The 26131-nt window shown below is 64.6% G+C and carries 21 protein-coding genes and 1 pseudogene; 14 read left to right on the top strand and 8 right to left on the bottom strand.

The window, feature by feature from the left end; translation table 11 throughout:
* The first annotated feature begins 6 nt into the window (after positions 1-6).
* Together ACVJ5M_RS32640 and cydB are read left to right on the top strand one after the other, a co-directional pair.
* Positions 7-1417: pseudogene (locus ACVJ5M_RS32640) on the top strand (cytochrome ubiquinol oxidase subunit I).
* 2 nt (positions 1418-1419) lie between these two features.
* Positions 1420-2406: a cytochrome d ubiquinol oxidase subunit II gene (gene cydB, locus ACVJ5M_RS32635; protein WP_063984286.1), complete on the top strand. Its 987-nt coding sequence runs from the start codon at positions 1420-1422 to the stop codon at positions 2404-2406.
* 95 nt (positions 2407-2501) lie between these two features.
* Here cydB and ACVJ5M_RS32630 read toward each other — a convergent pair whose 3' ends face one another.
* Positions 2502-3749, bottom strand: coding sequence for an oxalate decarboxylase family bicupin (locus tag ACVJ5M_RS32630; protein WP_063984285.1), 1248 nt, complete (start codon positions 3747-3749; stop codon positions 2502-2504).
* 240 nt (positions 3750-3989) lie between these two features.
* On the opposite strand from ACVJ5M_RS32630, the gene ACVJ5M_RS32625 reads away from it, so the two are divergent.
* On the top strand, positions 3990-6281 hold the full coding sequence (locus tag ACVJ5M_RS32625; protein ID WP_063984284.1) for an FdhF/YdeP family oxidoreductase: 2292 nt from the start codon (positions 3990-3992) through the stop codon (positions 6279-6281).
* Between the two features lie 11 nt (positions 6282-6292).
* Here ACVJ5M_RS32625 and ACVJ5M_RS32620 read toward each other — a convergent pair whose 3' ends face one another.
* From ACVJ5M_RS32620 to ACVJ5M_RS32605, 4 genes are all read right to left on the bottom strand, one after another.
* Entirely contained in the window at positions 6293-8242 is a 1950-nt protein-coding gene (locus ACVJ5M_RS32620) for a PAS domain-containing sensor histidine kinase (protein WP_084795222.1), read from the bottom strand.
* Positions 8243-8410: 168 nt separating this feature from the next.
* Positions 8411-8827, bottom strand: coding sequence for a thioesterase family protein (locus ACVJ5M_RS32615; RefSeq protein WP_063984283.1), 417 nt, complete (start codon positions 8825-8827; stop codon positions 8411-8413).
* Positions 8814-11957 carry an efflux RND transporter permease subunit gene (locus ACVJ5M_RS32610; protein WP_063984282.1) on the bottom strand — a complete coding sequence of 1048 codons (3144 nt, stop codon included), beginning with the start codon at positions 11955-11957 and terminating at the stop codon, positions 8814-8816. Before ACVJ5M_RS32610 ends, ACVJ5M_RS32615 begins: the two co-directional genes overlap by 14 nt.
* Entirely contained in the window at positions 11954-13126 is a 1173-nt protein-coding gene (locus tag ACVJ5M_RS32605; RefSeq protein ID WP_063984281.1) for an efflux RND transporter periplasmic adaptor subunit, read from the bottom strand. The genes ACVJ5M_RS32610 and ACVJ5M_RS32605 overlap by 4 nt, the downstream gene beginning before the upstream one ends.
* Before the next feature lie 23 nt (positions 13127-13149).
* Between ACVJ5M_RS32605 and ACVJ5M_RS32600 the strand changes: the two genes are divergently transcribed.
* Positions 13150-13554, top strand: coding sequence for a hypothetical protein (locus ACVJ5M_RS32600; RefSeq protein WP_063984280.1), 405 nt, complete (start codon positions 13150-13152; stop codon positions 13552-13554).
* Between the two features lie 333 nt (positions 13555-13887).
* On the opposite strand, the gene ACVJ5M_RS32595 is transcribed toward ACVJ5M_RS32600, so the two are convergent.
* Positions 13888-14229, bottom strand: a complete 342-nt coding sequence (locus ACVJ5M_RS32595) for a hypothetical protein (protein WP_063984279.1) — start codon at positions 14227-14229, stop codon at positions 13888-13890.
* A 305-nt stretch (positions 14230-14534) separates the two neighbouring features.
* On the opposite strand from ACVJ5M_RS32595, the gene ACVJ5M_RS32590 reads away from it, so the two are divergent.
* From ACVJ5M_RS32590 to ACVJ5M_RS32545, 10 genes are all read left to right on the top strand, one after another.
* On the top strand, positions 14535-15320 hold the full coding sequence (locus ACVJ5M_RS32590; protein WP_063984278.1) for an alpha/beta hydrolase: 786 nt from the start codon (positions 14535-14537) through the stop codon (positions 15318-15320).
* A gap of 94 nt (positions 15321-15414) precedes the next feature.
* Positions 15415-16287 (top strand): MBL fold metallo-hydrolase, encoded by an 873-nt coding sequence (locus ACVJ5M_RS32585; protein WP_231144515.1) that lies wholly within the window; start codon positions 15415-15417, stop codon positions 16285-16287.
* Positions 16284-17930 carry a malonate decarboxylase subunit alpha gene (gene mdcA / locus ACVJ5M_RS32580; RefSeq protein WP_063984276.1) on the top strand — a complete coding sequence of 549 codons (1647 nt, stop codon included), beginning with the start codon at positions 16284-16286 and terminating at the stop codon, positions 17928-17930. Before ACVJ5M_RS32585 ends, mdcA begins: the two co-directional genes overlap by 4 nt.
* 9 nt (positions 17931-17939) lie before the next feature.
* Complete coding sequence (mdcC, locus tag ACVJ5M_RS32575) at positions 17940-18257, top strand: malonate decarboxylase acyl carrier protein (protein WP_063984275.1); 318 nt, start codon at positions 17940-17942, stop codon at positions 18255-18257.
* The gene (locus ACVJ5M_RS32570; RefSeq protein WP_063984274.1) at positions 18254-19192 is read left to right on the top strand and encodes a biotin-independent malonate decarboxylase subunit beta; all 939 of its coding nucleotides are present in this window, start codon (positions 18254-18256) and stop codon (positions 19190-19192) included. The genes mdcC and ACVJ5M_RS32570 overlap by 4 nt, the downstream gene beginning before the upstream one ends.
* Positions 19179-19901, top strand: coding sequence for a biotin-independent malonate decarboxylase subunit gamma (gene mdcE / locus ACVJ5M_RS32565; protein WP_063984273.1), 723 nt, complete (start codon positions 19179-19181; stop codon positions 19899-19901). The genes ACVJ5M_RS32570 and mdcE overlap by 14 nt, the downstream gene beginning before the upstream one ends.
* Positions 19876-20556 (top strand): malonate decarboxylase holo-[acyl-carrier-protein] synthase, encoded by a 681-nt coding sequence (mdcG, locus tag ACVJ5M_RS32560; RefSeq protein WP_456679567.1) that lies wholly within the window; start codon positions 19876-19878, stop codon positions 20554-20556. The genes mdcE and mdcG overlap by 26 nt, the downstream gene beginning before the upstream one ends.
* On the top strand, positions 20553-21434 hold the full coding sequence (mdcB, locus tag ACVJ5M_RS32555) for a triphosphoribosyl-dephospho-CoA synthase MdcB (RefSeq protein ID WP_063984271.1): 882 nt from the start codon (positions 20553-20555) through the stop codon (positions 21432-21434). The genes mdcG and mdcB overlap by 4 nt, the downstream gene beginning before the upstream one ends.
* Positions 21431-22381 (top strand): AEC family transporter, encoded by a 951-nt coding sequence (locus ACVJ5M_RS32550; RefSeq protein WP_208086004.1) that lies wholly within the window; start codon positions 21431-21433, stop codon positions 22379-22381. The genes mdcB and ACVJ5M_RS32550 overlap by 4 nt, the downstream gene beginning before the upstream one ends.
* Before the next feature lie 9 nt (positions 22382-22390).
* A complete protein-coding gene (locus ACVJ5M_RS32545) occupies positions 22391-23329 on the top strand; it encodes an ACP S-malonyltransferase (protein WP_063984269.1) in 939 nt (312 codons plus the stop codon).
* Positions 23330-23524: 195 nt separating this feature from the next.
* On the opposite strand, the gene ACVJ5M_RS32540 is transcribed toward ACVJ5M_RS32545, so the two are convergent.
* Together ACVJ5M_RS32540 and ACVJ5M_RS32535 are read right to left on the bottom strand one after the other, a co-directional pair.
* Positions 23525-24571 carry an AraC family transcriptional regulator gene (locus ACVJ5M_RS32540; RefSeq protein WP_354099402.1) on the bottom strand — a complete coding sequence of 349 codons (1047 nt, stop codon included), beginning with the start codon at positions 24569-24571 and terminating at the stop codon, positions 23525-23527.
* Between the two features lie 256 nt (positions 24572-24827).
* Positions 24828-26126 (bottom strand): biotin/lipoyl-binding protein, encoded by a 1299-nt coding sequence (locus ACVJ5M_RS32535; RefSeq protein ID WP_063984268.1) that lies wholly within the window; start codon positions 26124-26126, stop codon positions 24828-24830.
* Positions 26127-26131 lie beyond the last annotated feature (5 nt).

The following is a 26131-nucleotide window of genomic DNA, read 5'->3' as shown; positions in this document are numbered from 1 at the left end:
TGTTCGATGGACCCGACGGCGCTCCTTCTGTCGCGGCTGCAATTCGCTTTCACCATCTCGTTCCACATCATCTTCCCGGCGTTCACGATCGGGCTTGCCGCCTGGCTCACCGTGCTCGAAGCGATGCACCAGTACAGTGGCAAGCCCGTCTACCGGACCCTGTTCGCGTTCTGGCTGAAGATCTTCGGCGTGGCGTTCGGCATGGGCGTCGTATCGGGCGTGGTGATGGCGTTCCAGTTCGGAACGAACTGGAGCGTGCTCTCGAAGATGTCGGGCCCGATCCAGGGGCCGCTGCTCTCCTACGAGACGTTCACCGCCTTCATGCTGGAGGCGGCCTTCTTCGGCCATCCTCATCTTCGGTCGCCCCCGGGTGCCGCCGTGGTTCTACCTGTTCTCGACGGCGATGGTCGCGCTCGGGACGACGCTTTCGGCGTTCTGGATCATGGTCAACAACAGCTGGATGCAGGTGCCGACCGGCTACGTCCTGCAGAACGACCAGTTCGTGCCTGATGACTGGACGCAGATCATCTTCAATCGCGTGGTCTGGGTCCGGTTTCCGCATATGTTGCTCGCGTCCTACCTGACTGGCGCGTTCTGCGTGGCGGCAACCGGCGCGTGGTATTTGCTGCGGCGGACCTATCGCCCCGAGGCTCATGTCATGCTGCGGATGGGCCTCGCACTTGCGGCGGTGCTGCTGCCGGTCCAGCTCTTCATCGGGCATCTCGTCGGCGACTATGTCCACGATTACCAGCCGGCCAAGTTCGCCGCGATCGAGGCGCGCTGGCATGACGAGCAACCGGCCTCCGAGGTGCTGATCGCGATCCCGGATTCGAGCACCGAATCGAACAAGTACGCGATATCGATTCCCGTGCTCGGGAGCATCATCGGCAGCATGAGCCTGACGTCGAAAGAGGTCGGCCTCACCAGCTTCGCGCCGCAGGACCGGCCGCCGGTGCTGATCCCGTTCTTTGCCTTCCGCATCATGGTCGGCTGCGGCTTCGTGATGCTCGGGCTGGCCTGGCTCGGGACCTGGCTCGGCCTCAAGCATCGGCTCGATCGGAACCGCCTCTTGCTGTGGGGCATCTTCCTCAGCTTCCCGCTGCCGTGGGTCGCGATCCTCACCGGCTGGTACACCGCGGAAGTGGGGCGCCAGCCATGGACGGTCTATGGCGTGTTGCGGACTGCGGACGCCGTGACGCCGTTCCTGACCGCGTCGGCTGCGATGACCTCTTTGATCCTGTTCGTCGCGGTCTACGCCTTCATCTTCTCGTTCGGGACGTATTACATCTATCGGCTGCTGCGCGCCGGCCCGGCGGGACTCGGCGGCAGGCCGCTCCACGTTCCCGTGCCCAATCGGCCGATGTCGCTCGCCGATCAGGTGCCGGCCGCGCGCAGCTATCTCGGGGCGGGAGAATAGCCATGGTGATGTACTGGGTTGCCCTTCTTGCCATCAGCATCCTGATCTATCTCCTCCTCGACGGCTTCGATCTTGGCGTCGGCATGCTGTTCAGCGTGGCCGGCGGCGAGTCGCAGCGGGATGCCATGCTGAGCACTGTCGCTCCGGTCTGGGACGGCAATGAAACCTGGCTGATCGTCACGGGCGTGATCATGTGGGGCTCGTTTCCCGTGGTCTACGCCATGGTGATGTCGGCCTTCTATATCCCTGTTCTCGTGATGCTGCTCGGATTGATCCTGCGCGGCGTAGCGTTCGAGTTTCGCGGCAAGGCGCTCAGTTCGCGCTGGGTCTGGGACGTCAGCTTCGTCGTGGGCTCGTTTGCCGCCAGCTTCATGCAGGGCGCGATGGTCGGCGCTCTCGTCGAAGGACTCCAGTTCTCCAACGGCGATTATACCGGCGGAACGCTCGGCTGGCTGACCGCCTTTTCCGCGCTGTGCGGGATCGGGCTCTGCTTCGGCTATTCGCTGCTCGGCGCCTGCTGGCTGGTGCGGAAGTGCGACGGTCCCGTTCGGGATACCGCACGGCGCCAGATCCCGCCGCTGGCGATCGGCGTCCTGGTCTTCCTGGTCGTCGTCTTTGCGTATGCGCTTGTCGAACATCTTCCGATTCTACTACGCTGGACCGACCGGCCCTATCTGTTCGTGTTTCCCGTGATCGGTGCCGGTGCGGCCGCGATGCTGGCCAAGAGCATCCTGCGCCATGACGACTATTGGCCGTTCCATATGGTCGCCCTGATCTTCGTCGCGGCCTTCGCCACGCTCGCCCTGTCGTTCTGGCCCTACATGATTCCGTTCGTCGTCACGATCGACGAGGCCGCGGCGCCTCATGCAAGTCTCGCATTCATGTTCTGGGGCGCCGGCCTGTTCGTATTCCCGCTGATGCTGCTCTATGTGGCGATCGGCTATCGCGTCTTCCGCGGCAAGTCGGCCCCTGCTGCCGATCACTACTGACGGCTGCACGCGCGAAGTTGCCGTGAGCTGTCACGGATAAAAAGAAAGGCGCCGGTTTCGGCGCCTTTCTCGTTCAGAACTGTTGCGAGGCTGGTTCAGGATTTGGGCATGACGCCGGGGCTGTTGTCCGGCCATTGGGCGATCAGCTTCTCATCGATGTTGAAGTGCTGGGCGACCAGCTTGGGTGGCGTGTGCGTCAGCCAGTAGGAGAGCGACACCTCCTCGTAGCGAGGGGCTCGAAACACGCCGACGAACTGCAGCTCGGTGTCGCCGACGTTCTCGACATAGTGGCCGAGATTGCGCCGGACATAGCCGATGTCGCCGGCCCCGAAGTCCGTCGTCAGCGCATTGGGGCCGGTGTCGAACACCGTCATCCGCGCCTTGCCCTTGATATAGTACTGCCACTCGTCGGCATTCGGATGCCAGTGCATCTCCCTGACAGCCCCCGGCGGCATCGACACCAGCGCCGCAGCGACGGTGGTGGCAACCTTGAAGGTGGTGCTGTCGGCGACGCGGATGCTGCCGGCGGAGCTCTCCTTGACCGGGGCCGAGCCGCCGAGCGAGTGGACGAAGGGGTAGGGAGGCGCTTCGGCGTGCTTTGCAACGGCTGCGCGATCGGCGGCGAGATCGCCGGGCACGGTCCCCTGGAAGATCCAGCGGTTGTGCAGCGGGATCTTTGCGAACGCGTCGGCCGGAACACCGAAGTTCTTCGCCAGCACCTCGGGCGGCGTGTGGGCGAACCAGTCGGTCACCAGGAGCGTGTTGAATTCATTGGCGTGGCCGTCGTCGAAACAGATCACGAACTCGCAACCATCGGGGCCCAAGCCCTGCAGCGAATGCGGCGCGCCCGGCGGAAAATACCAGAGGTCGCCGACTTTGAGGTCGCCGACATAGGGGCGCCCCTGCGTGTCGAGCACGGTGACGCGGCAGGAGCCGTAGGTCAGGATCGCCCATTCGGCAGCCTGGTGCCAATGCAGCTCGCGGATTCCGCCGGCAGCCAGCCGCATATTGACGCCGGAGATCTCCTTCGAGATGGCGAAATCCTCGACCGTGACCTGACGGGCCCAGCCGCCATTCTGGATGCGCCTCGGCGCATTGTTGAACGAGGCCCAATCCATCGGCAGGCCGCCGACGTCCGTCGGGGGCGGGGTTTGGGCTGAGGGGAAGTGCTTGGCAAGGTCTGGATCTTGAGGACCGGGATCGGACAGGCTTCCCGGGCTCTTGGCGTTCACGGCGCCTTGCGGCGGCTCGTCCGGATTGCCGAAAGTTGCGGCCTGCGCGCTGGAGCCGACCATCGCGGCGCCTGCCGCGGACATGGCCAGCAAATCACGTCTTGAGAACATCTTGGGTCGCTCCTGAAAAATGTCGAAAGCCCTCCGTAGCGACGGGGCTCCAACTGACAAACCTAGTTTCCGGTCGCCGTTTCAGCTTCCGTGAACGCGCTCTTTTTGCCGGAATGCACTGGCTGCTGCGGCCGGCTCCGAACATGTGCAATTGCGAAATTCGGCTTCGTTTTGAAAAGACGGCTCTGCCCGCACGATCCTTAACTGGCCCGGAGAATTGCCATATCGCGAGATATCGAGATGACAACGAAATCGGTTCGTCCCTACCGTGAACCCGCCGGCGGCTGGGGCGCACTCAAGGCGCTCAGCGAGGCGCTTCTGGTGCAGCGGGCGCCGCTGAAGGGCGCAGCCACGCTCAGCAGGATGAATCAGCCGGAGGGTTTTGATTGCCCCGGCTGCGCCTGGCCCGATCCGAAGCACACCTCGTCATTCGAATTCTGCGAGAACGGCGGCAAGGCGGTCGCCTGGGAGACGACATCGAAGCGCTGCACGCCCGAATTCTTTGCCGAGCATACCGTCACGGAGCTCGCGAGCTGGAACGATTACGATCTCGAAATGGTCGGTCGGCTCGCCCATCCGATGGCCTATGACGCCGCATCCGACCGCTATCTCCCGGTGCAGTGGGGCGATGCGTTCGCCATGATCGGCCGCGAGCTGAATGCGCTGCCGGATCCGAACATGGCGGAGTTCTATACGTCCGGGCGAACCTCGAACGAAGCCGCCTTCCTCTATCAGCTGTTCGTGCGCGAGTACGGCACCAACAACTTTCCCGACTGCTCGAACATGTGCCACGAGGCGACCAGCGTCGGCCTGCCGGAATCGCTCGGCGTCGGCAAGGGCACCGTGCTGCTGGAGGATTTCGACAAGGCCGATTGCATCTTCATCTTCGGCCAGAATCCAGGCACCAACAGCCCGCGCATGATGACCAGCCTGCGCAACGCGGCCCGCCGAGGGGCCTCGATCATCTCGTTCAATCCGTTCCGCGAGCGGGCGCTGGAGCGCTTCCAGGCGCCGCAGAGCCCGGTTGAGATGATCACGCTGTCGTCGACGACGATCAGCTCGAAGCTTTTCCAGGTGCGTGTCGGTGGCGACGTCGCCGTCCTCAAGGGGATCATGAAGCTCCTCGTCGAAGCGGACGAGGCTGCCCGTGCGGCCGAGCAGCCCGAGATCCTGGACTGGGATTTCATTCGCGGGCACACCGCCGGCATCGAAGCGCTGATCGGCGATCTCAAGCGAACGCAATGGCCCGACATCGAACGCCAGTCCGGCCTAACGCGCGAGGACCTGGAATATGCCGCCGGCGCCTATATGAAGGCGGAGCGCGCCATCCTTGTCTACGGCATGGGCATTACCCAGCACCAGCGTGGTGCGCACAACGTGCAGCAGATCGCCAACCTTGCGCTCTTGCGCGGCAATGTAGGACGCGACGGCGCCGGCGTTTGTCCGGTTCGCGGTCATTCCAACGTGCAGGGCGACCGAACCGTGGGGATCACGGAGATCCCCAAGGCGGATTTTCTCGAGCGCCTCGAGCACCGCTTCGGCTTCAAACCGCCGAGCGCGCCGGGACACAACGTCGTGACGGCGTTGGAGGCGATGATCCGCGGTGAGGTGAAGGTCTTTTTCGCGATGGGCGGCAACTTTGCCGCGGCCATACCCGACTGGCAGGCGACGCAGGCCGCGCTGCGCAAACTCGATCTGACCGTCCACGTCTCCACCAAGCTCAACCGCAGCCATCTGATCCATGGCCGCGCCGCCCTGATCCTGCCGTGCCTCGGGCGAACCGAGATCGACATTCAGGAATCGGGGCCGCAGTCGATCACGGTCGAGGATTCGATGTCGATGGTCCACGCCTCGGGCGGTCGCAACAAGCCGGCATCGGAGCATCTTCTCAGCGAGGTCGCGATCATCGCAGGCCTCGCCAAGGCGACGCTCGGCGAGCGCACGGTGGTCGATTGGGACGGCTTTGTGGGCGACTACGATCGCATCCGGGATGCGATCGAGGCCGTCTTCCCTATCTTCGAGAGCTACAATGCCCGTATCCGCATTCCCGGCGGCTTCCATCTGACCTCGACCGCGCGGGAGCGCATCTGGGCAACGCCGTCCGGCAAGGCCAATTTCCTGGTGTTTGACGGCTGCGGCGAGGACCCACCGCAGGCCGATCCGGATTTCCTGTGGCTCAGCACGATACGCAGCCACGACCAGTACAACACGACGCTCTACTCGCTGTCGGACCGCTATCGCGGCGTCTTCGGCCAGCGCGACGTGGTCTTCCTCAACGAATATGAACTGAAGAAGCGCGGGCTCGCGGACGGCGATCGCGTCGACCTGATCACGGAGTCGACCGACGGCGCCGAGCGTATCGTGCGCAACTTCCGCGTGGTTGCGTATTCGTTTCCGACCGGCTGCTGTGCCGCGTACTATCCGGAGACCAATCCGCTGGTGCCGCTCTATGCCCGTGATCCCCTCAGCTTCACGCCGTCATTCAAGGGCATCCCGATCCGCCTGGTGCGCTCTACCGCCCCGGCGCAATAGAGCAGGCGGGGTCAGGCGTCGGCGTCCCGACCGGATGGCGGCGATGACGCCGGCGTCGCGATCGGCAGCGTAAACCAGAACCGGGCGCCGCGATCGGCGCCAAGGCCTTCGGCGCCAAGGCCTTCGGCGTCGATGCGGCCGCCATGCGCTTCGACGATGGACCTGCAGATCGGCAGTCCCATGCCCATGCCGGACTCCTTGGTCGTGAAAAAGCTTTCGAACAGCCGGCCGGCATGTTCGGCGGAGATGCCGGGACCGTTGTCCTCCACGGAGCAGCACAGGGTCGTCGCGTCCTGCGCGGCGGTGGTGATGACGATCCTGCCATGGTCGCGTCCCGCCTGCGTCATCGCCTGCACGGCGTTGATGGCCAGATTGACGATCACCTGCTGGAGCTGGGTGCGGTCGCCGAGCACGAGTGCAGATTCCGCGTCGGGCCGGTGCAGGATCGTTACGCCGCGGGATTCCATCTCGTGGCGCAGGAACAGAAGCGCCTCGCGAATGACATCGTCAAGCGACAGAACGGCGCGCTCCGGCGCCTTGCGCGAAGCCATCCCGTGAACACGCGCCACGATGTCCGCGGCCCGCCTCGTATCCGTGGCCATATTTTCGATTGTACTGCGGACCTCGGCCATATCGGGAATCGGCCTGTTCAGCCAGCGCAGACCGGCAGCGGCGTTGGTCGCGATGGCGGCCAAAGGCTGGTTGACTTCGTGCGCGATGGAGGCGGTGAGCTCGCCGAGCATCGAGACGCGTGCCGCATGCGCGAACTCCGCCTGCACCTGCCGAAGCCTCTCCTGGGCGCGGACGCGTTGCGAGATGTCGATCGTGGCGACCAGGCTTATTTCGAGATCATTGATTGGGCCGACGCGGGCCGTTGTGAACAGAACGTCGACGACGCGGCCGTCCCAGGTCACCATCTTGGTCTCTTCCTCGAAGTTCGTTTCACCGCGAAAGCGGGACTCCATGGCCCGCCGAAACGTATCCGGGCGTGCCTTCCAGGTGTCGGACATGGAACGCCCGACATAGCCGTCGACGCCTCCTCCGAACATCTGGATGGCTCGTTCGTTGGCTTCCTGAAACGAGAGCGCGTCCATGCAGGTCCGGAGAAAGTCGGGATGGCTGTCGAAATGGCTGCCGAGGTCCTTGATGCCCTCGGCTCGCAGTTTTCGGAACAGCACCACCAATCTGCTGGCGTCGAGCTGACGGAGGGCGATCGGCATGCGACCGAACAGGTGGCGGTACCGCTGCTCGCTCCGCTCCAGCTCGGTGTGGTCCTTCTTCTGGGCGGTGATATCCATGACCGCGCCGATGAACCGAAATTGTCCGCGATCTTCCGACATTCCACGGGCGACCACGCGAATGTGCCTGATCGAGCCATCGCTCAGGATCAGCCGATGCTCCAGGGAAAAGTCGTTCCTGTCGTTCGCGGCGCGATCGAGCGCCTCGCGTACGGCATTGAGATCGTCGGGATGCGTACGCTTCAGGATAGTGTCGAGCGACGGCGGTAAGGTTGGCTCGAGATCGAAGATCCTGAACGTCTCTTCGGACCAGAACAGCTCGCCGCTGGCGACGTTCCAGCCAAAGCTGCCGGTGTGGCTGAGCTTCTGGGCCTCGGCGAGATGGGCGACCTGACGCCGCCGCAAGACGTCCTCTCGCTCGAGCCGGTGCTGCCGCCTGACCAAGCCGGCGATCGCAAGCAACGACAACACGACAATGACGACCAGCAGGGCGAGGGCGCTAGTGGTGAGGTCGATCCCGAGCAGGAAGCAAGCGAATGACAACACGCCGAGCGCAACGCCTCCCAGGACCCAAAGGACGGGATGAGCGTAGCGCGAATGGTCGGGCCACGATGCGCGACAGTCCGTCCTCGTGTGGCGGGCCGTCGCGGGTTCCTTGCCTTCGTGAGCGAGTCCGGGCTGGGCCAGCAGATTGAAGAGGTCCAAGAGATACTCGCCGGGCATGAGACCAATTCCCGAGCCCGGATGTCCGGACGCGGGATGCAAGCCATGTACCGCACCGTGAAAAACCGGTCTTTTGCGTTTTCGCGGACCCTTTGTCAAAACGCACGGCGTCACCATGCGAGCCTGCGCGCAGATCCGGGATGTTGCCGCGGGAAGGATTCCGCAACGTTAAGCCAACGCCGCGGTGGGCCTCGTCACCCCGAAACGCCTCTCGAACTCGGCGACATCGACAACGCCGCGCCGATGGGTCCCGTCGCCGATCTTGCGGCCGCCGTCCCAGGCCTCGACTTCGAACAGGACGCTCCTGGCTTCGACGGCGACGACCCGTGCGACCGCGCGCACGGTGCGGCCTACCGGCGTCGCCGCCAGATGACGGACGTCGACCATCATCCCGACGCTGACATAGCCAGTCGGCAGGGACGGCTGGATCGCCCATCCCGCCGCCATCTCCATGTGCAGGATCATCATCGGCGTGCCGTAGACTTCAGGCATTCCCGGGACCACGTGGCCGACCGTCATCTCCGCCGTGACGGTCACCAGCTTTTCCGCCGTCATGCCGACGCTCACCTGATCAAGCGGACTCATGGCCCAATCCGGCATCTGCTTCACTCGTGGAGGGGGCGGGTGTCTCGACCGCATGTGGCTTGCGGTTGGTGAACCAATTGCCGAGCCGGTCGAGATAGAGATAGACCACGGGCGTGGTGTAGAGCGTCAGGATCTGCGAGAGCATCAAGCCGCCGACGATCGTGTAGCCGAGCGGCTGGCGCAGTTCGGCGCCGGTGCCGTTGCCGAGCATCAGAGGCACACCGCCGAGCAGCGCGGCCATGGTCGTCATCAGGATCGGACGAAAGCGGAGCGTGCAGGCCTGGTAGATCGCTTCCTCAGGGCTCAGCCCTTGATTGCGCTCCACCTCCAGGGCGAAGTCGACCAGCATGATGCCATTCTTCTTGACGATGCCGATCAGCAGGATGATGCCGATGATGGCGATGACGCTGAGATCCATGTGGACTGCCAGCAGCAGCAGCAGCGCGCCGATGCCGGCTGAAGGCAGCGTCGACAGGATCGTGATCGGATGGATCAGGCTCTCATAGAGGACGCCGAGGATGATGTAGATCACGATCAGCGCCGCCCCGATCAGCAACGGCGTGCCGGACAGGGACGACTGGAAGGCTTGCGCGTTGCCCTGGAACGAGGTCGACAGCGAGGCGGGCTTGCCGGTGTCCTTCTCGATCTTCTGGATCGCCGTCACCGCATCGCCCAGCGCTACGCCCGGTCGCAGGTTGAACGAGATCGTCACCGAGGGAAACAGGCCCTGGTGATTGATCAGAATCGGCGCCGGCATGATGACGCTGTGGACCAGCGTGCTCAGAGGGACCTGTTGGCCGGTGGCCGAGTTCAGGTAGATATCCTTGAGCGCGTCAGGCCCATACTGGAAGGCTGGATCGACCTCCATGACCACGTGGTATTGGTTCAGCGAGGTGAACATGGTGGAGACGATGCGCTGACCGAAGGCGTCGTCGAGGGTGTTGTCGATCGTCGTGGGCAGGATGCCGAAGCTCGAGGCGACTTCGCGATTGACGGTGACCTGCAGCCTCGGGCCGGCATTGGCCTGGTCGCTCGCGACGTCGGCGACGACGTCGAGCGCGCGGATCTTCTCCAGGAAGATCGCCGACCAGTGGTTGAGTTCGTTGGAATCGGCGTCCGTCAGCGTGTACTGATACTGCGTCTTCGACAGGCGCGCGCCGATCGTGATGTCCTGGGCCGACTGCATGTAAAGCTTGATGCCCTGGATATGGGCGAGCTGGGGTTCCAGCCGCGCGATCACCTGGTCGGCGCTGGCCTTGCGTTCGGGCTTCGGCTTCAGGACGATGAAGATGCGCCCCTGGTTGAGGGTCGCGGTCGGGCCGCCCGGACCGATATAGCTCGCCACCGACTGGATCGCCGGATCCTTTGACAGGATGTCGACGACCGCCTGCTGGCGTTCGGACATGGCGGGGAAGGAGATGTCCTGGGCAGCCTCGGTGATGCCGACGATCTGTCCGGTATCCTGTTGCGGGAAGAAGCCTTTCGGGATGATCACGTAGAGATAGCCGGTCAGCGCGATGGTCGAGAGCATCACGAGCAGCGTCACGAAGCGATGGCGCAGCACGACGCGCAGGCCGCGCGCGTACAGCGCAAGCAGGCCATCGAAGCCGCGCTCGAACAGGAGATAGAGCCGGCCATGCTTCCTGCGCGATTCGTCCTTCAGGAGGCGCGCGCACATCATCGGCGTCAAGGTGAGCGAGATCACCAGCGACAGCAGCAGCGATGCGGTGATCGTGACGGCGAACTCCTGGAACAGCTTTCCGACGTAGCCGCCCATCAGGAACAGCGGGATGAACACCGCGATCAGCGACAGGGTGATGGAGACGATCGTGAAGCCGATTTCGCTGGAGCCTTTGAGCGCAGCCTCCATGGGCGTCATGCCCTGCTCGAGATGGCGCACGATGTTCTCGATGACCACCACGGCGTCGTCGACCACGAATCCCACCGCGATCGACAGCGCCATCAGCGAGAGGTTGTCGAGACTGTAGCCGAGTACGTAGAGGACCGCGAAGGTGCCGATCAGCGCCAGCGGAACCGTGATCGCCGGGATGATGGTGGCCCAGAAATTCCTCAGGAATAGGAATATGACCATCACCACCAAGGCAACGGTCAACAGCAGCGTGAATTGCACATCGGTAACCGCGGCGCGAATCGTGGCGGTGCGGTCGGCGGCGATCGTCACCTTGATCGCCGGCGGAACGGAGGCCTGCAGCTGCGGCAGCAGTTTCTTGATGCGATCGACGGTTTCGATGACGTTGGCGCCGGGGACGCGCTGGACGGCGAGGATGACGGCGGGGTCCTTGCCGTACCAGCCGGCCAGCAGATCGTTTTCGGGCCCCTCGATCGCCGAGCCGATGTCGCGCAGCCGCACCGGCGAGCCGTTGCGATAGGCGATGATGAGGGCTTCATAGGCGGAGGGCTTCAGCAACTGGTCGTTGGTATTGAGCGTATAAGTGACGCGCGGGCTGTTGAGCGTGCCCTTGGGCAGGTCGACATTGGCGCCGGCGATCACGGTGCGGACGTCTTCGAGGCCGATGCCGCGGGCGGCGAGCGCCTGCGGATTGACGCGGATGCGGATGGCGGGCTTCTGCTGGCCGCCGATCCCGACGAGGCCCACGCCCGGCACCTGGGAAATCTTGGGCAGAAGGATGTTTTCCGCGTAGGCATCGACCGTGGTCTGCGGCATCGACTCTGACGTCAGCGCGATCAGCATGATCGGCGTTTCCGCCGGATTCACCTTCCTGATCGTCGGCGGGTAGGGGATGTTCTGCGGCAGGTACGGGCTCGCGGCATTGATCGCGGAGAGCACGTCGACCGCCGCGCTGTCCACCGTGCGCGACAGCTCGAACTGAACCGTGAGCTGGGCGACGCCGAGTGCGCTGGACGAGGTGAGCTGCGTGACGCCGGGGATCTGGCTGAGCTGCTGTTCGAGTGGCGTCGCGACCGACGAGGCGATGGTTCCGGGGTCGGCGCCGGGCAGTTGCGCCGAGATCTGGATCGTCGGGTAGTTGACGTTCGGCAGCGCGCCGACCGGCAACAGGGGGTAGGCCGCGAGGCCGCACAGCAGCAGGCCCGCCATCAGCAGAGCGGTTGCAATCGGCCGCAGGATGAAGGGCGCGGACAAGTTCATGGGAGCGCGTCCTGCACGGAGCTTTGCAGGTCGGCTTCGCGCGCGGCCTTGCCGTGCAGTTCCCGAACCTGGCTTCCTTCCGTCAGCCGATACTGACCGTCGACGACGACGGTATCGCCTGATTTCAGTCCCTGGTCGATCAGGGCCTGCCCCTCGCTGATCTGCGCGACGTGAACAGGACGCAAGGAAGCGGTCTGGTTGGGAGCGACGACATAGACATAGGTGCCGTTCGGGCCCTGCTGGACTGCGGAGCCGGCGACCGTCAGCGCATCCTTCTGAATCTTCAGCAGCAGCCGGGCATTCACCAGCTGTCCCGGCCACAGCCGGTGCTCGTGATTGGCGAATGTGGCCTTGAGCTGGACGGTGCCGGTCGTCCCTGCGATCTCGTTGTTGACGAGCAGCAGCGTGCCTTCGCCGAGCTTCATCTTGTTGTCCTGGCTGTAGGCGATGACCTTCAACTGGCCTTTTGCTTCGTGTTCCTGGATCACGGGCAGATCCGTCTGCGGAAGGGTGAACAGCAGCGAAATCGGCTCGATCTGGGTGACGACGACGAGACCGTTCGGGTCGGTCGGATGAATCACGTTGCCGACATCGATCTGGCGGACGCCGGTGATGCCGGGAATGGCCGATGTCAGGCGCGTGTAGCTGAGTTGGACGTTGGCCTCGTCGATCTGCGCCTGGTCCGCTTTCACGGCGGCCTTGAGTTGGGCCACCTGCGCGGTCTGCGTCTCGATCAGCTGCGGGGTCGCATAACCCTTGTCACCGAGTTTACTGTAGCGGGAGAGATTGGCTTCGGCATTGGTGAGTTGGGCCTGATCTCGGTCGCGATTGGCCGTCAATTGCTCGATCTGGGCCTCGTAGGGACGCGGGTCGATCTGGGCGAGCAGATCTCCGGCCTTGACGGTCTGTCCCTCAGTGAAGGCGATCTTGACGATCTGTCCCTGAATCTGGCTGCGCACGACATCGGTGTTGTAGGCGATCACGGTGCCGATGCCGCGCAGATAGATCGGAACGTCCTTGCCGGTGACGGCGGCGGTGACCACCGGTACGGCCGCGGGCACTGGCGCGGCGGCGACGACCGGCTTCCGGTCCGCGGCGAAGAACCAGAGGCCGGCTCCGACGAGAATCGCGGCGAGAGCGACAAGCGCGATGGCGAGATTTCGTTTCATGAGATCGTCCTGGATGTCAGGGATTGCTTGAGCCGCTGATCGAAGTCGTGCTGTCGGTTGCGGCAGGGCCTTGCACCGGAACGGACGGACTGATTCCGGCGCCGCCGAGCTCGGTGGCTCCGAGCGGTATCCCGACGCGTCCGACCGTCGATGCTGAAGGCAGCGGAGGCGCCGCCGTGATGCTGCCGTTGCACGTGACGGATGAGCCCCCGGACAGTCCGCCGCCGTCGAACAAGGCTCCGGACGAGGCGGTATTGCCGGATCCGGCACAACCCGCCGTGCTTTGCGCCGGATTGAGCGGCGAAATGCCGGGTGTTGCGATCTCGGTCGATCCCAGCGGAACGCCGACGGGCCGCGTGGATTGCGGGTTGAGCGGCGACGTCGCCAGCATGCCGGTGGAAGGCTGCATTCCCGGCATGGTCGTTTGAGCGGACGTCGCAGCCGGGACGAGCCACAGCATGCCGGCCGTGAGTGCCACGGCGGGCTGTATCAGGGTGAACCGGTGCGATCCGGATCTTCCCGAGCCGACGTCGTTCGATGGGTGCTGCTCTCGCATGGAAAATGCTCCGGCTGAATGCTGTCGAGCACTAGAGAGGTGCGGAACGGCGGGGTATTTCCAGAACGCACGTCCCGCTACCCGGCAGCACGACGACAACGGGCATTCGACGCATCGTAAGTGGGCCGTCTTCGTTCGGCCGCGTCGCCGAGTTGCCTCGCCGATGACAGCGCCGCTGGCCGGCTTTGGCTTCGGCTCGCTTTCGCTATTTCAGAATGGCCCGCACATGCGCGAGTTCCCGGCTGCATGTGCCTGTGTCGCCGTTTTGTTCGGCGGTACGCGCGCGATCAAGCGAATCCAGCGCGTCCGTGAAAACCGCTCCGCGGCCGCCTTCGGCCTCTGCAATCGAGCGAGGCGTCGGTTGATGACTGCGCAGCGCGCTGAGGCTTTCCCGCTGCCAGCCGTGGGCGCCAGCGTCTTTTTCGATGGCCTGATCCAGCTGGATCTGGGTTTGCGCGATGTCATCCTTACAAGTGCCTGCACGCGCGGGCGAAGCTGCGCACAACAGGATGAGAAGCGCGATCTGGAGATTTGCCGTGGATGTCATGTGTCCGATCCCATGCATGGAGTTCAATCAGCATCAGATGCGACCTCTTGAATGACAAAGTCGATCGTTCGTCTTTCGCGTATGAACGCCGGCCGTTCACAGTAATGAGAGGTCTGTACGCCTGACATATGCGCTGCGCTTTGAAGTGCGCGCCCTAGCTAGGCAGTGTCCCGAGGATGCGCGAGGAGCCGCTGTCTCGATCGGCATGTCCCGACGTGCGAAGTGGCAAGGGCCGTTGTTTGCCGAAATACGCGGGCAAGCGTCGACACTACTGTCGCACCATTCCAACCCGGAGTGATCCCGACATGAAACACCTCAACGCTGGCCTCGCCTTCGCTGCCACTCTCTCCCTGTTCGCGACCGTCGCCCCGGCGCGCGCTGAACCCCCGAAGAACATCGTCCTGGTGCACGGCGCCTGGGTCGATGCGTCCGGCTGGAAGCCGGTCTACGAGATCCTGGTCAAGGAAGGCTTCCGCGTCAGCATGCTGCAGGAGCCCGAGACGTCGTTTGGCGATGATGTCACGGCGGCGAAGCGGCTGCTCGATCTCCAGAATGGCCCGACGCTTCTGGTCGGCCACAGCTATGGCGGCTCGATCATCACCGAGGCGGGTGTTCATCCCAACGTGGTCGGCCTGGTCTACGTCGCGGCGCATGCGCCCGACGTCGGAGAGGACGAAGCGGCGCTGGGCAAGAAGACGCCGAGCGTACTTGGAAAGACCGAAGGCGCCATCAAGGTCACGCCCGACAAATTCACCTATCTCGATCCTGTGCAATTCCCCAAGCTGTTCGCCCCCGATCTGCCGCGCGAGCAGGCGGAGTTCGAATCACGCTCCCAGGTTCTGGCCGCGACGCAGGTGTTCAGCACGCCGCTGACGGCGGCTGCGTGGAAGACCAAACCGAGCTGGGGCATCGTTGCCGGCAACGACCAGATCATCAATCCGGATCTCGAGCGCTGGTATTACGAGCGCGCCAAGAGCCACACCACCGTGATCCCGGGTGCAAGCCACTCGGTCTACGAGTCGCATCCGAAGGAAGTGGCGGAGATCATCACCCGTGCCGCTCGCAGCATCGATCAACCGGCCACCCGCTGACGCGTTTTGCCGGTCCTGACGCACGGCCGGCAGAAGGAAGGGCGGCGGGAGAGACAGCACTCCCGCCGGCCCGACTGCCCCTCCGGAGAATTCCATGAGCATGATCGAGACGACCGGCACGATCCTGGACTGGGACGTGACGACGGTGAAGCGGGCTGGACTGAGCCGCGATCTGCCCTCCGGCAATCCGGACCTGATGTGGGTCGCGAATTCGTCGACGCTGATCTACGGCGAGCGGGATGCCATCCTCGTCGACACGTTCCTGACCGCCGGGCAGTCGAAGACGTTGCTGGATTGGGTCGTGTCGCGGGAGCGAAATCTGACCGCGATCTACGTCACGCATGGCCACGGTGATCATTTCTTCGGCCTCGCGCCGCTGCTCGATCGCTTTCCGCGGGCAAGCGCCGTTGCCGTTCCCGAGGTTGTCGACGAGATGAAGACGCAGCTTTCGCCGGCATCGCTCGACGGTTTCTGGCGCAAGCGCTTTCCGGGCGAGATCGCACAGCGCTTGGTCGCTGCAGAGCCTCTCGAAGGCGAGCTCACGCTCGAGGGACACAAGCTCGTCGTCATCGACATGGGACCAACCGACACGGCGCGCTCCACCGCCCTTCATGTCCCGTCTCTCGATCTGATCGTCGCCGGCGACACCGTGTACAACGGCATTCATCCTTATCTCGATCTCGCCGAAACCGACACGCAGAGCCGGCTCGAATGGATCGCCGCGCTCGATCGGCTCGAAGCGTTGAAGCCGCGCTTCGTGGTGGCCGGACACAAGAAGCCGGAGAACGATGACGATCCGCGCAACATCGCGGAGACCCGGCAATATCTGCTCGATTTCAACCGCCTCGACCAGGCGACGATTTCTCCGCGCGAGCTCTACGAGGCGATGCTCGCGCTTCATCCCGACCGTGCCAATCCGGGATCGCTCTGGAGCGGAGCCAACGCCGCAAAGGGGCCAAGGTCATGACGAGCTGGCAGAACAACCGCGCCGCGCGCGATGCCCGCATTGCGGCCGGTGCCGGCCTGGCCCACGGCAAGGTCGTGGAAGCATCCGACGCAACGCGCCTGCTGGAGGCCGTGATCCGGCCGGGCGACCGGGTTTGCCTCGAAGGCGACAACCAGAAGCAGGCGGATCTCTTGAGCCGCGCGCTGCTGGCGGTCGATCTGTCCAAGGTCAACGATCTGCACATGGTGCAGTCGGGCGTCGTTCTGCCCGAACATCTGGACCTGTTCGACCGCGGGGTCGCGAAGCGGCTCGACTATGCCTATTCCGGGCCGCAATCGGCGCGCATCGCGCGCATGCTGTTCGGCGGCAAGATCGAGCTGGGAGCAATTCACACCTATCTCGAACTGTTCGCGCGCTACTTCATCGATCTCACCCCGCACGTCGCCCTGATCGCCGCCGTCAGCGCCGACCGTGACGGCAACCTCTACACCGGCCCGAACACCGAGGACACGCCCACCGTGGTGGAGGCAACGGCGTTCAAGGACGGCGTCGTGATCGCCCAGGTCAACGAGATCGTCGAGACGGTTCCGCGGGTCGATATCCCGGCGGACCGCGTCCATTTCGTCGTCAAGTCCGACAAGCCGTTCTTCGTCGAGCCACTATTCACGCGCGATCCCGCGGCGATCACCGAGGGGCAGATCCTGACCGCGATGCTCGCGATCAAGGGCATCTACGGGCCCTATGGCGTGCAGCGGATCAATCACGGGATCGGCTTCAGCACGGCCGCGATCGAGCTCCTGCTGCCGACGTTCGGCGAGAGGCTGGGCCTGAAGGGCAGGATCGCAACCCACTTCGCCTTGAATCCGCATCCCGCGCTCATTCCCGCGATCGAGTCCGGTTGGGTCCGGCAAATCCACTCGTTCGGCTCGGAGGTCGGGATGGACGAGTACATCCGGGCGCGATCCGACATCTATTTCACCGGTCCCGACGGCTCGCTGCGCTCCAACCGCGCCTTTTGTCAGACCGCCGGGCTCTATGCCTGCGACATGTTCATCGGCTCCACGCTGCAGATCGATCTCCAGGGAAATTCCTCGACCATCACCACCTCGCGCATCGCCGGGTTCGGCGGCGCGCCGAACATGGGCGCGGATGCACGCGGGCGCAGGCATCCGAGCGAGCCCTGGCTGAAGGCCGGAGCGGAGGCCGATCCGGACAGCCCGGCGCCGTTGCGCCGGGGCCGCAAGCTGGTGGTGCAGATTGGCGAGACCTTCGGCGACAAGAACGTCCCGTTGTTCGTCGACAAGCTCGATGCGATCGAGCTCGCCGAGAAGCTCAACCTCGAGCTCGCGCCGGTGATGATCTACGGCGACGACGTCACGCACATCGTTACCGAGGAGGGCGTGGCAAACCTCCTGTTGTGCCGTACGGCGCAAGAACGCGAGCAGGCGATCCGCGGCGTCGCCGGATACACCGATGTCGGTCGCGGGCGGGATCGCAGCATGGTCGCGCAGCTGCGCGAGCGCGGCGTGATCCGGCGGCCGGAAGATATCGGCATCAATCCGCTCGATGCGGATCGCAACATGCTGGCGGCGCGCTCGATCAAGGATCTCGTGCGCTGGTCGGGCGGGCTCTACGCGCCACCGTCGAAATTCAGGAACTGGTGAGGACAGGCCATGGAAGATCTCAGCTTTCATCACCCGGTTCGCGAGCGTGCGGGCGGTATCAGGCAGAGCGCGATCGTGGGCGTGGTCGCCTCGGGCAATCTGGAAGTCCTGGTCGAGCGCGTCCTGCCGGATGCGGAATGCGCGGTGGAGATCAAAACCGCGGCGATGGGCTTCGGCGAAGTCTGGAGCGCCGTCATTGGAGATTTCGTCGAGCGCTATTCGCCTGGCGGGCTGAAATTCTCCATCAATGACGGCGGCGCGCGCCCCGACACGGTCTCGCTTCGGCTGGCGCAGGCGGTGCGATTGATCGCGGGGAGCGAGCAATGACCGCGCCGCTCCCGCACATCGCCCCGGCCGAACGAGCCCGCAGCACGAGCTTCAACGAGGCATCGGCGCGGACGAGGCTTGATCTGCTGCTTGATGCCGGCAGCCTGGTCGAGTTCATCGGGCCGGAACAGCGCGAGGTCAGTCCGCATCTGGAGATATTCGGCCTTCCCGAGCAGTTCGATGACGGCATCGTCGTCGGCCATGGCCGGCTCGGCGGCGCGCCGGTATTCGTCGCCGCGCAGGAAGGACGTTTCATGGGCGGCGCCTTCGGCGAGGTGCACGGCGCCAAACTGCTGGGTCTGCTCCGCGCAGCGCGCGAGATCGGATCGATCCCCGTTCTGATCCTGCTCGATACCGGCGGCGTCCGTCTGCAGGAGGCCAATGCCGGTGAGCTCGCCATCGCCGAGATCATGCGTGCGGTGATGGAGGCGCGCAGTGCTGGCGTGAAGGTCATCGGCCTGATCGGCGGGCGCTCCGGCTGCTATGGCGGCGGCGGTCTGATCGCAGGCTGTTGCTCCGCGCTCGCCGTGTCGGAGGCGGGACGGATCGCGGTTTCGGGCCCCGAGGTGATCGAGACCAATCGCGGCGTCGAGGAGTTCGACTCCCGTGACCGTGCCCTGGTCTGGCGCACCATGGGCGGCAAGCACCGGCGGCTGCTCGGCGCAACCGACGTCTTCGCCGATGACACCGTGCAGGATTTTCGCGAGGCCGCACTCGAGCTGATCGGGTTGATTGGCCCCTTCGGCCTCGACCAGCTCAGGGCGGAGCAGGGACGTCTCGCCGACAGGTTGCGCCGCTTCGGCGCTTGCCAGGACGCCGTCGATATCTGGACCGTGGAAGGTGTTGCGCATGCGGAAACGGTTCCGGAATTGCCGGCCGACCAGTTCATTGCGCTCGCTAGCAGGATCGGGAGGAGCAGTCGTGACGCTCGATGACATTCTCGCCTCGCTGTTTCCCGACGGCCATGAGGTCAGGAACGACAATGGCGTCATTGCCGGCGCCGCGACGCTGCGGTCCGGTGGCAGGATACTCGTGATTGGTGTTGCGGATCGGACTGCGCTCGGCGTCGACGAGGCGATCAGACTTTCCGCGCATGTCCTGGAGTCGATCGACCGGGGGAGCGGACCGATCCTGGTGCTCGTCGACAGCGACAGCCAGCGCATGAGCAAGCGTGACGAGCTGCTCGGGCTCAACGAATTCCTCGCGCATCTGGCGAAAGTGCTGATCCACGCGGACATGCACGGCCGCCCGACCATCGGTCTTCTCTACGGCCACTCGGCGGCGGGGGCCCTGCTTGCGACGGGCCTTGCGACGCGCGTGCTGGTCGGATTGCCCGGCGCCTCTCCCGCGGTGATGGATCTGCCGTCGATGGCGAAGGTCACCAAATTGTCGATGACCGCTCTTGAGGAGAAAGCCAAATCGACGCCGGTTTTCGCGCCGGGGCTCTCCAATCTCGAGCAGATGGGTGCCGTTCATATGACATGGAGCGACGCCACCTCACTCGCAGACCAGCTGGAGGCGCTGCTCGCCGACATGCCGGCTGCGCGGGATCGAAGAGATGCGCTCGGCAAGGAGCGCGGTGGCCGGCCGAAGGCCGCCGATATCGCGGAGCGCGTTCGTGACCTTGCCCTGCAAACCCGCTGAACCGCCGGTCGGTCGCCACGACCTCGTCTTTGTCAGCCCGCAGGGTTGGCGCGCGATGATCGGGATGCGCGACGATCTCGCAGCCGACCCGCTGGTTTCGCGTTGGTCCGAAATGGGATGGCCGACGATCAGGCGGCGCGCTCTGCCTAGCGAAGCGACCGGCCTTGCACTCGGCCTGCCGTTGCCGCCCTCCGCCGGCAAGAAACGGCTGTCGTTTCTCGCGGATATCGACCACGTCACCTCGGTCGCGAGGCCGCCCGCGCTGCGGCAGGTGCGCGGCTCGGCGCCGCGCAACTGGTGGCCGACGCTCGATCGGCTCGACGGGCTCGCGCTTCGTCATTCGGTGGACGTGCGCGTGTTCGGCAGCCTCGCATGGCAATCGCTGACCGGGCTCGATTACGTGACCGCTCGTTCCGACCTCGATATCCTGTTCGCGTTCCCCCGCGAAACCGATCTGGATCGGCTCGCCGCCGACGTGGCTGCGATCGAGACCGATGCGCCGATGCGGCTCGATGGTGAATTGATGCGCGCGGATGGTGCAGCGGTGAACTGGCGCGAATTCCATGCCGGCACGGACCAGCTTCTGGTCAAGACCATCGGGTGCGTGGCCCTGCTCGACAGGGATCGATTCATTTCGGGAGCGATGGGATCATGACCACAGCGGCCGCGCGAAGTATCGAACCGCTTGTTTCCAGCCGGAGGCAGATGCCGTCCGGTATCTGGGCCATCGGCGGCTTCGCTGCCGATTGCCTCGCCATGGAGCTGGAAACCTGGCCCAAGCCGGGGCTCGTGAGCCATGTCGACAATGGCAGTCACGTCGACATGGATGCCGGCACGTTTCGTCGCAGCGCTGCGGCCATCAGGCCTTACCTTCAAAGCCTTGCCGAAGCGGGCGCGCTCGGTTGCGGCATGGGAGTGCTGCGGGTCATCGGCCTGGAGGCCGAACGGGCGATGCTCGAGGCGACCGCGGGCGTCAATACGCATCGCGGCGCGATCTTCGGTCTTGGCCTGTTGTGCGCGGCGGCCGGTGCGAGGGCCGGCGGGCTGGTCGATTCGGCACTTCCGCTCGGCGACGTCGTGGCACGCCTCTGGGGCGCCAGCATACTCGACGGTCCGGTGTTGCTGCACAGCCATGGCAGCGCTGCTCGCCGCCGCTTTCGCGCAGGCGGAGCCCGTATCGAGGCGGCGAGCGGGTTTCCCAGCGTCTACCGGATCGGCTTGCCGGCCCTGAGGAGAACAATGCCTGCCACGCCCGAGGATGCGGAAGCGGCTCGGGTCGAAGCGTGCTTTGCCCTGATTGCGTCAGTGGAAGACACGAATCTGCTGCATCGTGGCGGGCTCGAGGGGCTTCGCTTTGCGCGTCGCGCGGCACGTCGCTTCATCGATGCCGGCGGCGTGCGCGCTCCCGGCTGGCGCGTCAGCGCGCGATGGATCCATGAAAGCTTCGTCGCGCGTCGTCTCAGTCCCGGTGGCTCGGCTGACCTGCTTGCGATGTCGCTCTTCGTCGATGCCCACGACGCGCCGGGGCCATGATGTCCAATGCAATCCTGATGGCGCTGGTGCCGGTGTTCTTTGTCCTGCTGCTGGGATACGCCGCCGGAAGGTTTCATGTCGTCGACAATCTCCATGTCGATGCTCTCAACGCACTCGTGATGGATTTCGCCGTGCCGGCGTCGCTGTTCGCCGCGACCGCCTCGGCGTCGCGCAGCGAGATGATCGAGCAGGTTCCGCTGTTTCTGGTGCTCGGCATAACGATGTCGTTGCTCTATGCCGCCTGGTATCTTGCCGCGCGCAGGTTGTTCAAGGTGTCGCGGCCCGATGCGTCGATTCAGGCACTCACGGTTGGCTTTCCAAATCTTGCCGGCGTCGGTCTTCCAATCCTGACATCCGTCGCGGGACAGGCGGGCGCCGTTCCGGTCGCCGTCGCATTGGCAACCGGTTCGGTCCTCATCAGCCCGGTGACCCTGATCATGGCGGAAATGGACGCCGCCAGGTCCCGTGGCGAGGAAATGGCGGCGCGGCAGATGCTGACGGCAGTGGGGCGCGCGATCACCAAGCCGGTCGTGCTCGCGCCCGTGTTCGGCATCCTGTTTTCGGTGTCGGATCTGAGCCTCGACGCGCTCGCTCATGCCTGCCTCGCGCTGATCGGGAGTTCGGCCGCCGGCGTCGCGCTGTTCCTGACCGGAGCCATCCTGTCGGCACAGTCGTTCCGCCTGAACTGGAAGATCGCGGCCGCAACCGTGGCCGCGGACGTGGTTCGGCCGCTCGCAGCCGTTGCAATCACTCACGTCTTTCCAATCGCTCCCGACACAGCGAGGACGGCCATTCTCCTCGCCGCGGTGCCTTCCGGCTTTTTCGGCATCCTGTTTGCGGTCAACTACCGGCTGGACTCCGCAGCGGTCGGCTCGATGGTCATTTCGAGCACCGGATTCAGCGTCGCGACCATGGCGGTCGCGATCGCCGTGCTCTTTCCGCACTAGGCGGCGATCATGACACTTGCGATCCTGTGCTCGGGACAAGGCGGACAGCATCGGGACATGTTCGCCCTGACGGGCGATGCGCCGGAAGCGACGCACCTGTTTGCACACGCGGCAACGTTGCTGGGCGGCAGGGATCCGCGCGATTTCGTGCGCAGCGAATCTGACGAGGCTCTGCATCGCAACCGGTCCGGCCAGATTCTATGCACGTTGCAGGCACTGGCCGCCGCTGCCGGGCTCGAGGACATCATTCCACATGGCGCCATCATCGCAGGCTATAGCGTCGGTGAGGTGGCGGCATGGGGCGTGGGAGATCTGTTCGAACCGGTCCTCACGCTCGACCTCGCAGTGCGCCGCGCGGAAGCAATGGACGCCGCCACCTGCGCCGGTGACGGGCTGATCTTTGTCCGCGGTCTTTCACATGACGATATTAAGCGCCTTTGCGAGCGCCACGGTGCGGCGATCGCCATCGTCAATCCAGGCGATGCCTTCGTGATCGGCGGTGGCCGGGCGGCATTGAACGGAATTGCCGGAGAGGCGAGGGCGATGCGTGCCACAAGGATCGTCGATCTGCCGGTTCGGGTTGCCTCCCACACCGGACGGCTCGCCGAGGCGTCGGTCGTGTTTCGCGAAGTCTTGCGGTTGGCGCCGGTGGCGTTCCCGTCGGCCGCCGGTGCGCGCATCCTGAGCGGCATCGATGGCGGTTCGGTCGTCTCCGCCGAGACGGGCCACGACAAGCTCGCCGCGCAGATCTCGCAAACCGTGCAGTGGGGAAATTGCCTGCAAAGCTGTCTCGAAGCGGGTGCCACGGCATTTCTCGAATTTGGACCTGGACATGCACTGAGCCGGATGGTTGCGAGCATCGAGCCCGGCCTTCCGGTGCGGTCGCTGGACGATTTCAGGAGTCTTCAGGGCGTGCGCAACTGGCTTGCGCGGCATCTCAGCGACTGAAATGGCGACAGCATCGTTCCGGAATCGGACGGACGGCGCGCTCCGGATCGACGTGCGGCGAGGCAAAAAAAAGGGGCCGTCCTTGTGGGAAGGACGGCCCAATGCTCGCATGCCTGGGAGGAGAAGGCTCGAGCCGTGACTTGGGGTCTCAGTCACTAACACTGCCAGCATCGCCGATCCGGCGTGCAAAGTATTTCACGTCCCCACGCTGTTTCTCATTTCGCATGATTCACGAAGGTCCGCCGGCAGGACATGAGACACCGGCTCGCGTGACGGAACCGGGTCGCATTCAGCGAGCCTGGGTGACGCCAATGCGTTCCGGCTGGTGCATCGCCAACGTGCCGGCGTGTCGCCTGTCAGACGTTTGAAGACCGTCGAGAAATGCGCCTGCGTGCAGAAACCGACGGCCAGCGCCGCCTCGACCAGCGGCGTCTCGGTATTCGACAGGAGAGATTTTGCATGTTCGATGCGCTGTTGCAGGAGATACTCGCGCGGCCGGTATCCAGTCGCGGCGCGAAACTGCGCTGCGAAGTACATCCGGGACAATCCCGCGACGCCGGCGAGGTCGGATAGGCTGATGGAGTGGTCGAAGCGCGCCCTGACATACTCCTCGACGCGTCGGAGCCGCCATTTCGGCAAGGCGTTGACTTTCGTACGCGGGGGCTCGCGCCGAGCGACGTGCATCACCAGCGTCTGGGCGATGCAGCACGCAAATTCGCGATCGGCCGAATGGCCTTGTTCGGTCAGCGCCTTTGCGAGCTGCTCGGCGAACGGGTCGCGCAACAGAAGGAGATCGTTCAGGCATTCGGGCGCGAGCGGCTCCGTTCCCTGCTGTGGAGATGGAAAGCAATTAGCCGAGATGTGGAAGTGCAGGAAATCGCACGGCGCAAGAAACTGCGCGCGGAGCGGCTTCGACGGCGCGCCGACATAGAGCGTGCCTGCCGGCATGGCGCCGTCGAAAATGGTCTGACTGCCTCTGGTCAGCTTGAGACGTGTGCTCTTCAGGGCGATCGAGAAGAAGTACCGGTCGGGAGGCGTCGTTGCATCCTCGCGCCTGACGGCCGTCTGGGCATAGGTAAAGCGCGAGATCGTGATGTCCTCGCGCGCGACGCCCGCGCGTTGCTCGGGCTGGCGCCATTTTCGTTCGTGGGGGAATGCGCGTGCCCCCTGAGAGAAATCCGGTTCGCGGGCGCCGGGTTGATGTGTCAATCGGGCGCCGGCCGCTTGCATATCGGTGAGCATCGTTCGTCCCGTCTTTTGGATTCCGCTGCCGCCGTGACGGCTGCTGAATGCCATTGGTTGACGCTCGAACGATATGTCTGATGCCGCCACAAGGCCCGTTAGCGTTGCTGAAATCGTGTTAGATTTTGCGAAAGCTGCAGGTGCGTCGGAACGTCGCGAAATTCCGAATTAAGCAAGAAGAATCAAAGGCCTGCGCTGTGAGTTCCGATGTTGCGGCGCGATGCAGCTCTCTTCAGGTCGGGCGATCTGACCGGATTCAGGGAAGGCGTGGCGAGGCATCGATGCCGGGGGTGAGTCCGGGCGCGATCTTCTCCGCCGGCGGAATTGCGGGCACCCGCGCGTAGGGAAGCGCCGTCACCTCGGGAGGCTGCTGGGATGGGGATTGGAGGCAGTTGGGGCGCGGCGGATCTCCTGCGCCGAACACATCAAACATTGGGTCCACGAAGGTCGTGCGGAGCCGATGAGGCCAGGTCTGGCGATCGACCGCATTGGGCTGCCGGATCGTCACCGTGGCCGTCATGCCGGAGACCAACGGCACGCCCGGCGGCACCGTGTCGATGGCGACCCGAACCGGTATGCGCTGTGCAAGCCGCACCCAGGTGTAGATCGGGTCCACGTTGGGCAGACCTTGCGTGCCCGCCGCGGCGTTTGACGGGCTGATGCCGCGGGTCACGGTTTTCACATGTCCCAGGATCGGCTTGGAGTAACCGATGAGCTGTGCCTCGACGCGATCGCCGACGCAGACATGCGCCATCTTGGTTTCCTCGAAATAACCGTCGATCCAGAAGCTGTTGGAATCGATGATGGAGACGTTGGTGACGCCGGTCAGCGCATAGTCGCCGACGCGTAGCAGGAGATTGGTGACATAGCCGTCGACGGGGCTGAGCACATTGGTGCGCTTCAAGTTCAATTCCGCCTGTGCAAGCTGGTGAGCGGCCGCTGCGTAGGCGGCCTTCGCCTGCGAGGCGTTGCCGGCGAAGATCTGCTGCTCCTCTGGCGTCGTCGCGAGGTCGGACAGACGCCGGCGCCGGTCGGACTCGGCCTGCTTCACCTCCAGGTCCGCCGCCCGCTGGTCGACGAGGGCCTTGCCGATGCGGACGGCTACGTCGAAGTCGAAGGGATCGATGACGTAAAGCACGTCACCCTTGTGGACGAACTGGTTGTCGGCCACCCGCAGCTCCACGATTTTGCCTGCGATCTGCGGCGCGACATTGGCGACCTGCACGCGCACGCTGCCATTGCGCGTCCAGGGCGCGGTGACATAGTGCTGCCAGGTTGCAACCGATATCAGGATGGCGACCAGGGCGATGGCAAGGGTGGCAAAATGCTTGCCGACGCCGGCCATGGAACGCCCGGCGGCCTTGCGCAGCGAGCGCGTCAATAGCGTCGCCTGACGGGAAGCTTCGCCATCGTTCGCGGCGCGGTCGCTGGTCGCGTGCGCCGCGGCCTCCGTCGGGCTGGAACACGCGACGGCGTCGGCTGCGTCCGCCCATGCTTCGGCTGAAGATTCGGGGTGGGGCGGAAAGGCCGCATCTCGAGGCAGAGCCGCGTCCATGACTT

This window comes from Bradyrhizobium sp. S3.7.6, assembly GCF_054061875.1.
Note: the sequence above shows the minus strand (reverse complement) of the source record. Positions and strands in the feature narration are given on the sequence as shown.

What these genes read in the sequence shown, in the direction of transcription:
- cydB (WP_063984286.1), top strand. Translation starts at nt 1,420, where the DNA reads ATGGTGATGTACTGGGTTGCCCTTCTTGCCATCAGCATCCTGATCTAT.
- ACVJ5M_RS32630 (WP_063984285.1), bottom strand. Translation starts at nt 3,749, where the DNA reads ATGTTCTCAAGACGTGATTTGCTGGCCATGTCCGCGGCAGGCGCCGCG.
- ACVJ5M_RS32625 (WP_063984284.1), top strand. Translation starts at nt 3,990, where the DNA reads ATGACAACGAAATCGGTTCGTCCCTACCGTGAACCCGCCGGCGGCTGG.
- ACVJ5M_RS32620 (WP_084795222.1), bottom strand. Translation starts at nt 8,242, where the DNA reads ATGCCCGGCGAGTATCTCTTGGACCTCTTCAATCTGCTGGCCCAGCCC.
- ACVJ5M_RS32615 (WP_063984283.1), bottom strand. Translation starts at nt 8,827, where the DNA reads ATGAGTCCGCTTGATCAGGTGAGCGTCGGCATGACGGCGGAAAAGCTG.
- ACVJ5M_RS32610 (WP_063984282.1), bottom strand. Translation starts at nt 11,957, where the DNA reads ATGAACTTGTCCGCGCCCTTCATCCTGCGGCCGATTGCAACCGCTCTG.
- ACVJ5M_RS32605 (WP_063984281.1), bottom strand. Translation starts at nt 13,126, where the DNA reads ATGAAACGAAATCTCGCCATCGCGCTTGTCGCTCTCGCCGCGATTCTC.
- ACVJ5M_RS32595 (WP_063984279.1), bottom strand. Translation starts at nt 14,229, where the DNA reads ATGACATCCACGGCAAATCTCCAGATCGCGCTTCTCATCCTGTTGTGC.
- ACVJ5M_RS32590 (WP_063984278.1), top strand. Translation starts at nt 14,535, where the DNA reads ATGAAACACCTCAACGCTGGCCTCGCCTTCGCTGCCACTCTCTCCCTG.
- ACVJ5M_RS32585 (WP_231144515.1), top strand. Translation starts at nt 15,415, where the DNA reads ATGAGCATGATCGAGACGACCGGCACGATCCTGGACTGGGACGTGACG.
- mdcA (WP_063984276.1), top strand. Translation starts at nt 16,284, where the DNA reads ATGACGAGCTGGCAGAACAACCGCGCCGCGCGCGATGCCCGCATTGCG.
- mdcC (WP_063984275.1), top strand. Translation starts at nt 17,940, where the DNA reads ATGGAAGATCTCAGCTTTCATCACCCGGTTCGCGAGCGTGCGGGCGGT.
- ACVJ5M_RS32570 (WP_063984274.1), top strand. Translation starts at nt 18,254, where the DNA reads ATGACCGCGCCGCTCCCGCACATCGCCCCGGCCGAACGAGCCCGCAGC.
- mdcB (WP_063984271.1), top strand. Translation starts at nt 20,553, where the DNA reads ATGACCACAGCGGCCGCGCGAAGTATCGAACCGCTTGTTTCCAGCCGG.
- ACVJ5M_RS32550 (WP_208086004.1), top strand. Translation starts at nt 21,431, where the DNA reads ATGATGTCCAATGCAATCCTGATGGCGCTGGTGCCGGTGTTCTTTGTC.
- ACVJ5M_RS32545 (WP_063984269.1), top strand. Translation starts at nt 22,391, where the DNA reads ATGACACTTGCGATCCTGTGCTCGGGACAAGGCGGACAGCATCGGGAC.
- ACVJ5M_RS32540 (WP_354099402.1), bottom strand. Translation starts at nt 24,571, where the DNA reads ATGCTCACCGATATGCAAGCGGCCGGCGCCCGATTGACACATCAACCC.
- ACVJ5M_RS32535 (WP_063984268.1), bottom strand. Translation starts at nt 26,126, where the DNA reads ATGGACGCGGCTCTGCCTCGAGATGCGGCCTTTCCGCCCCACCCCGAA.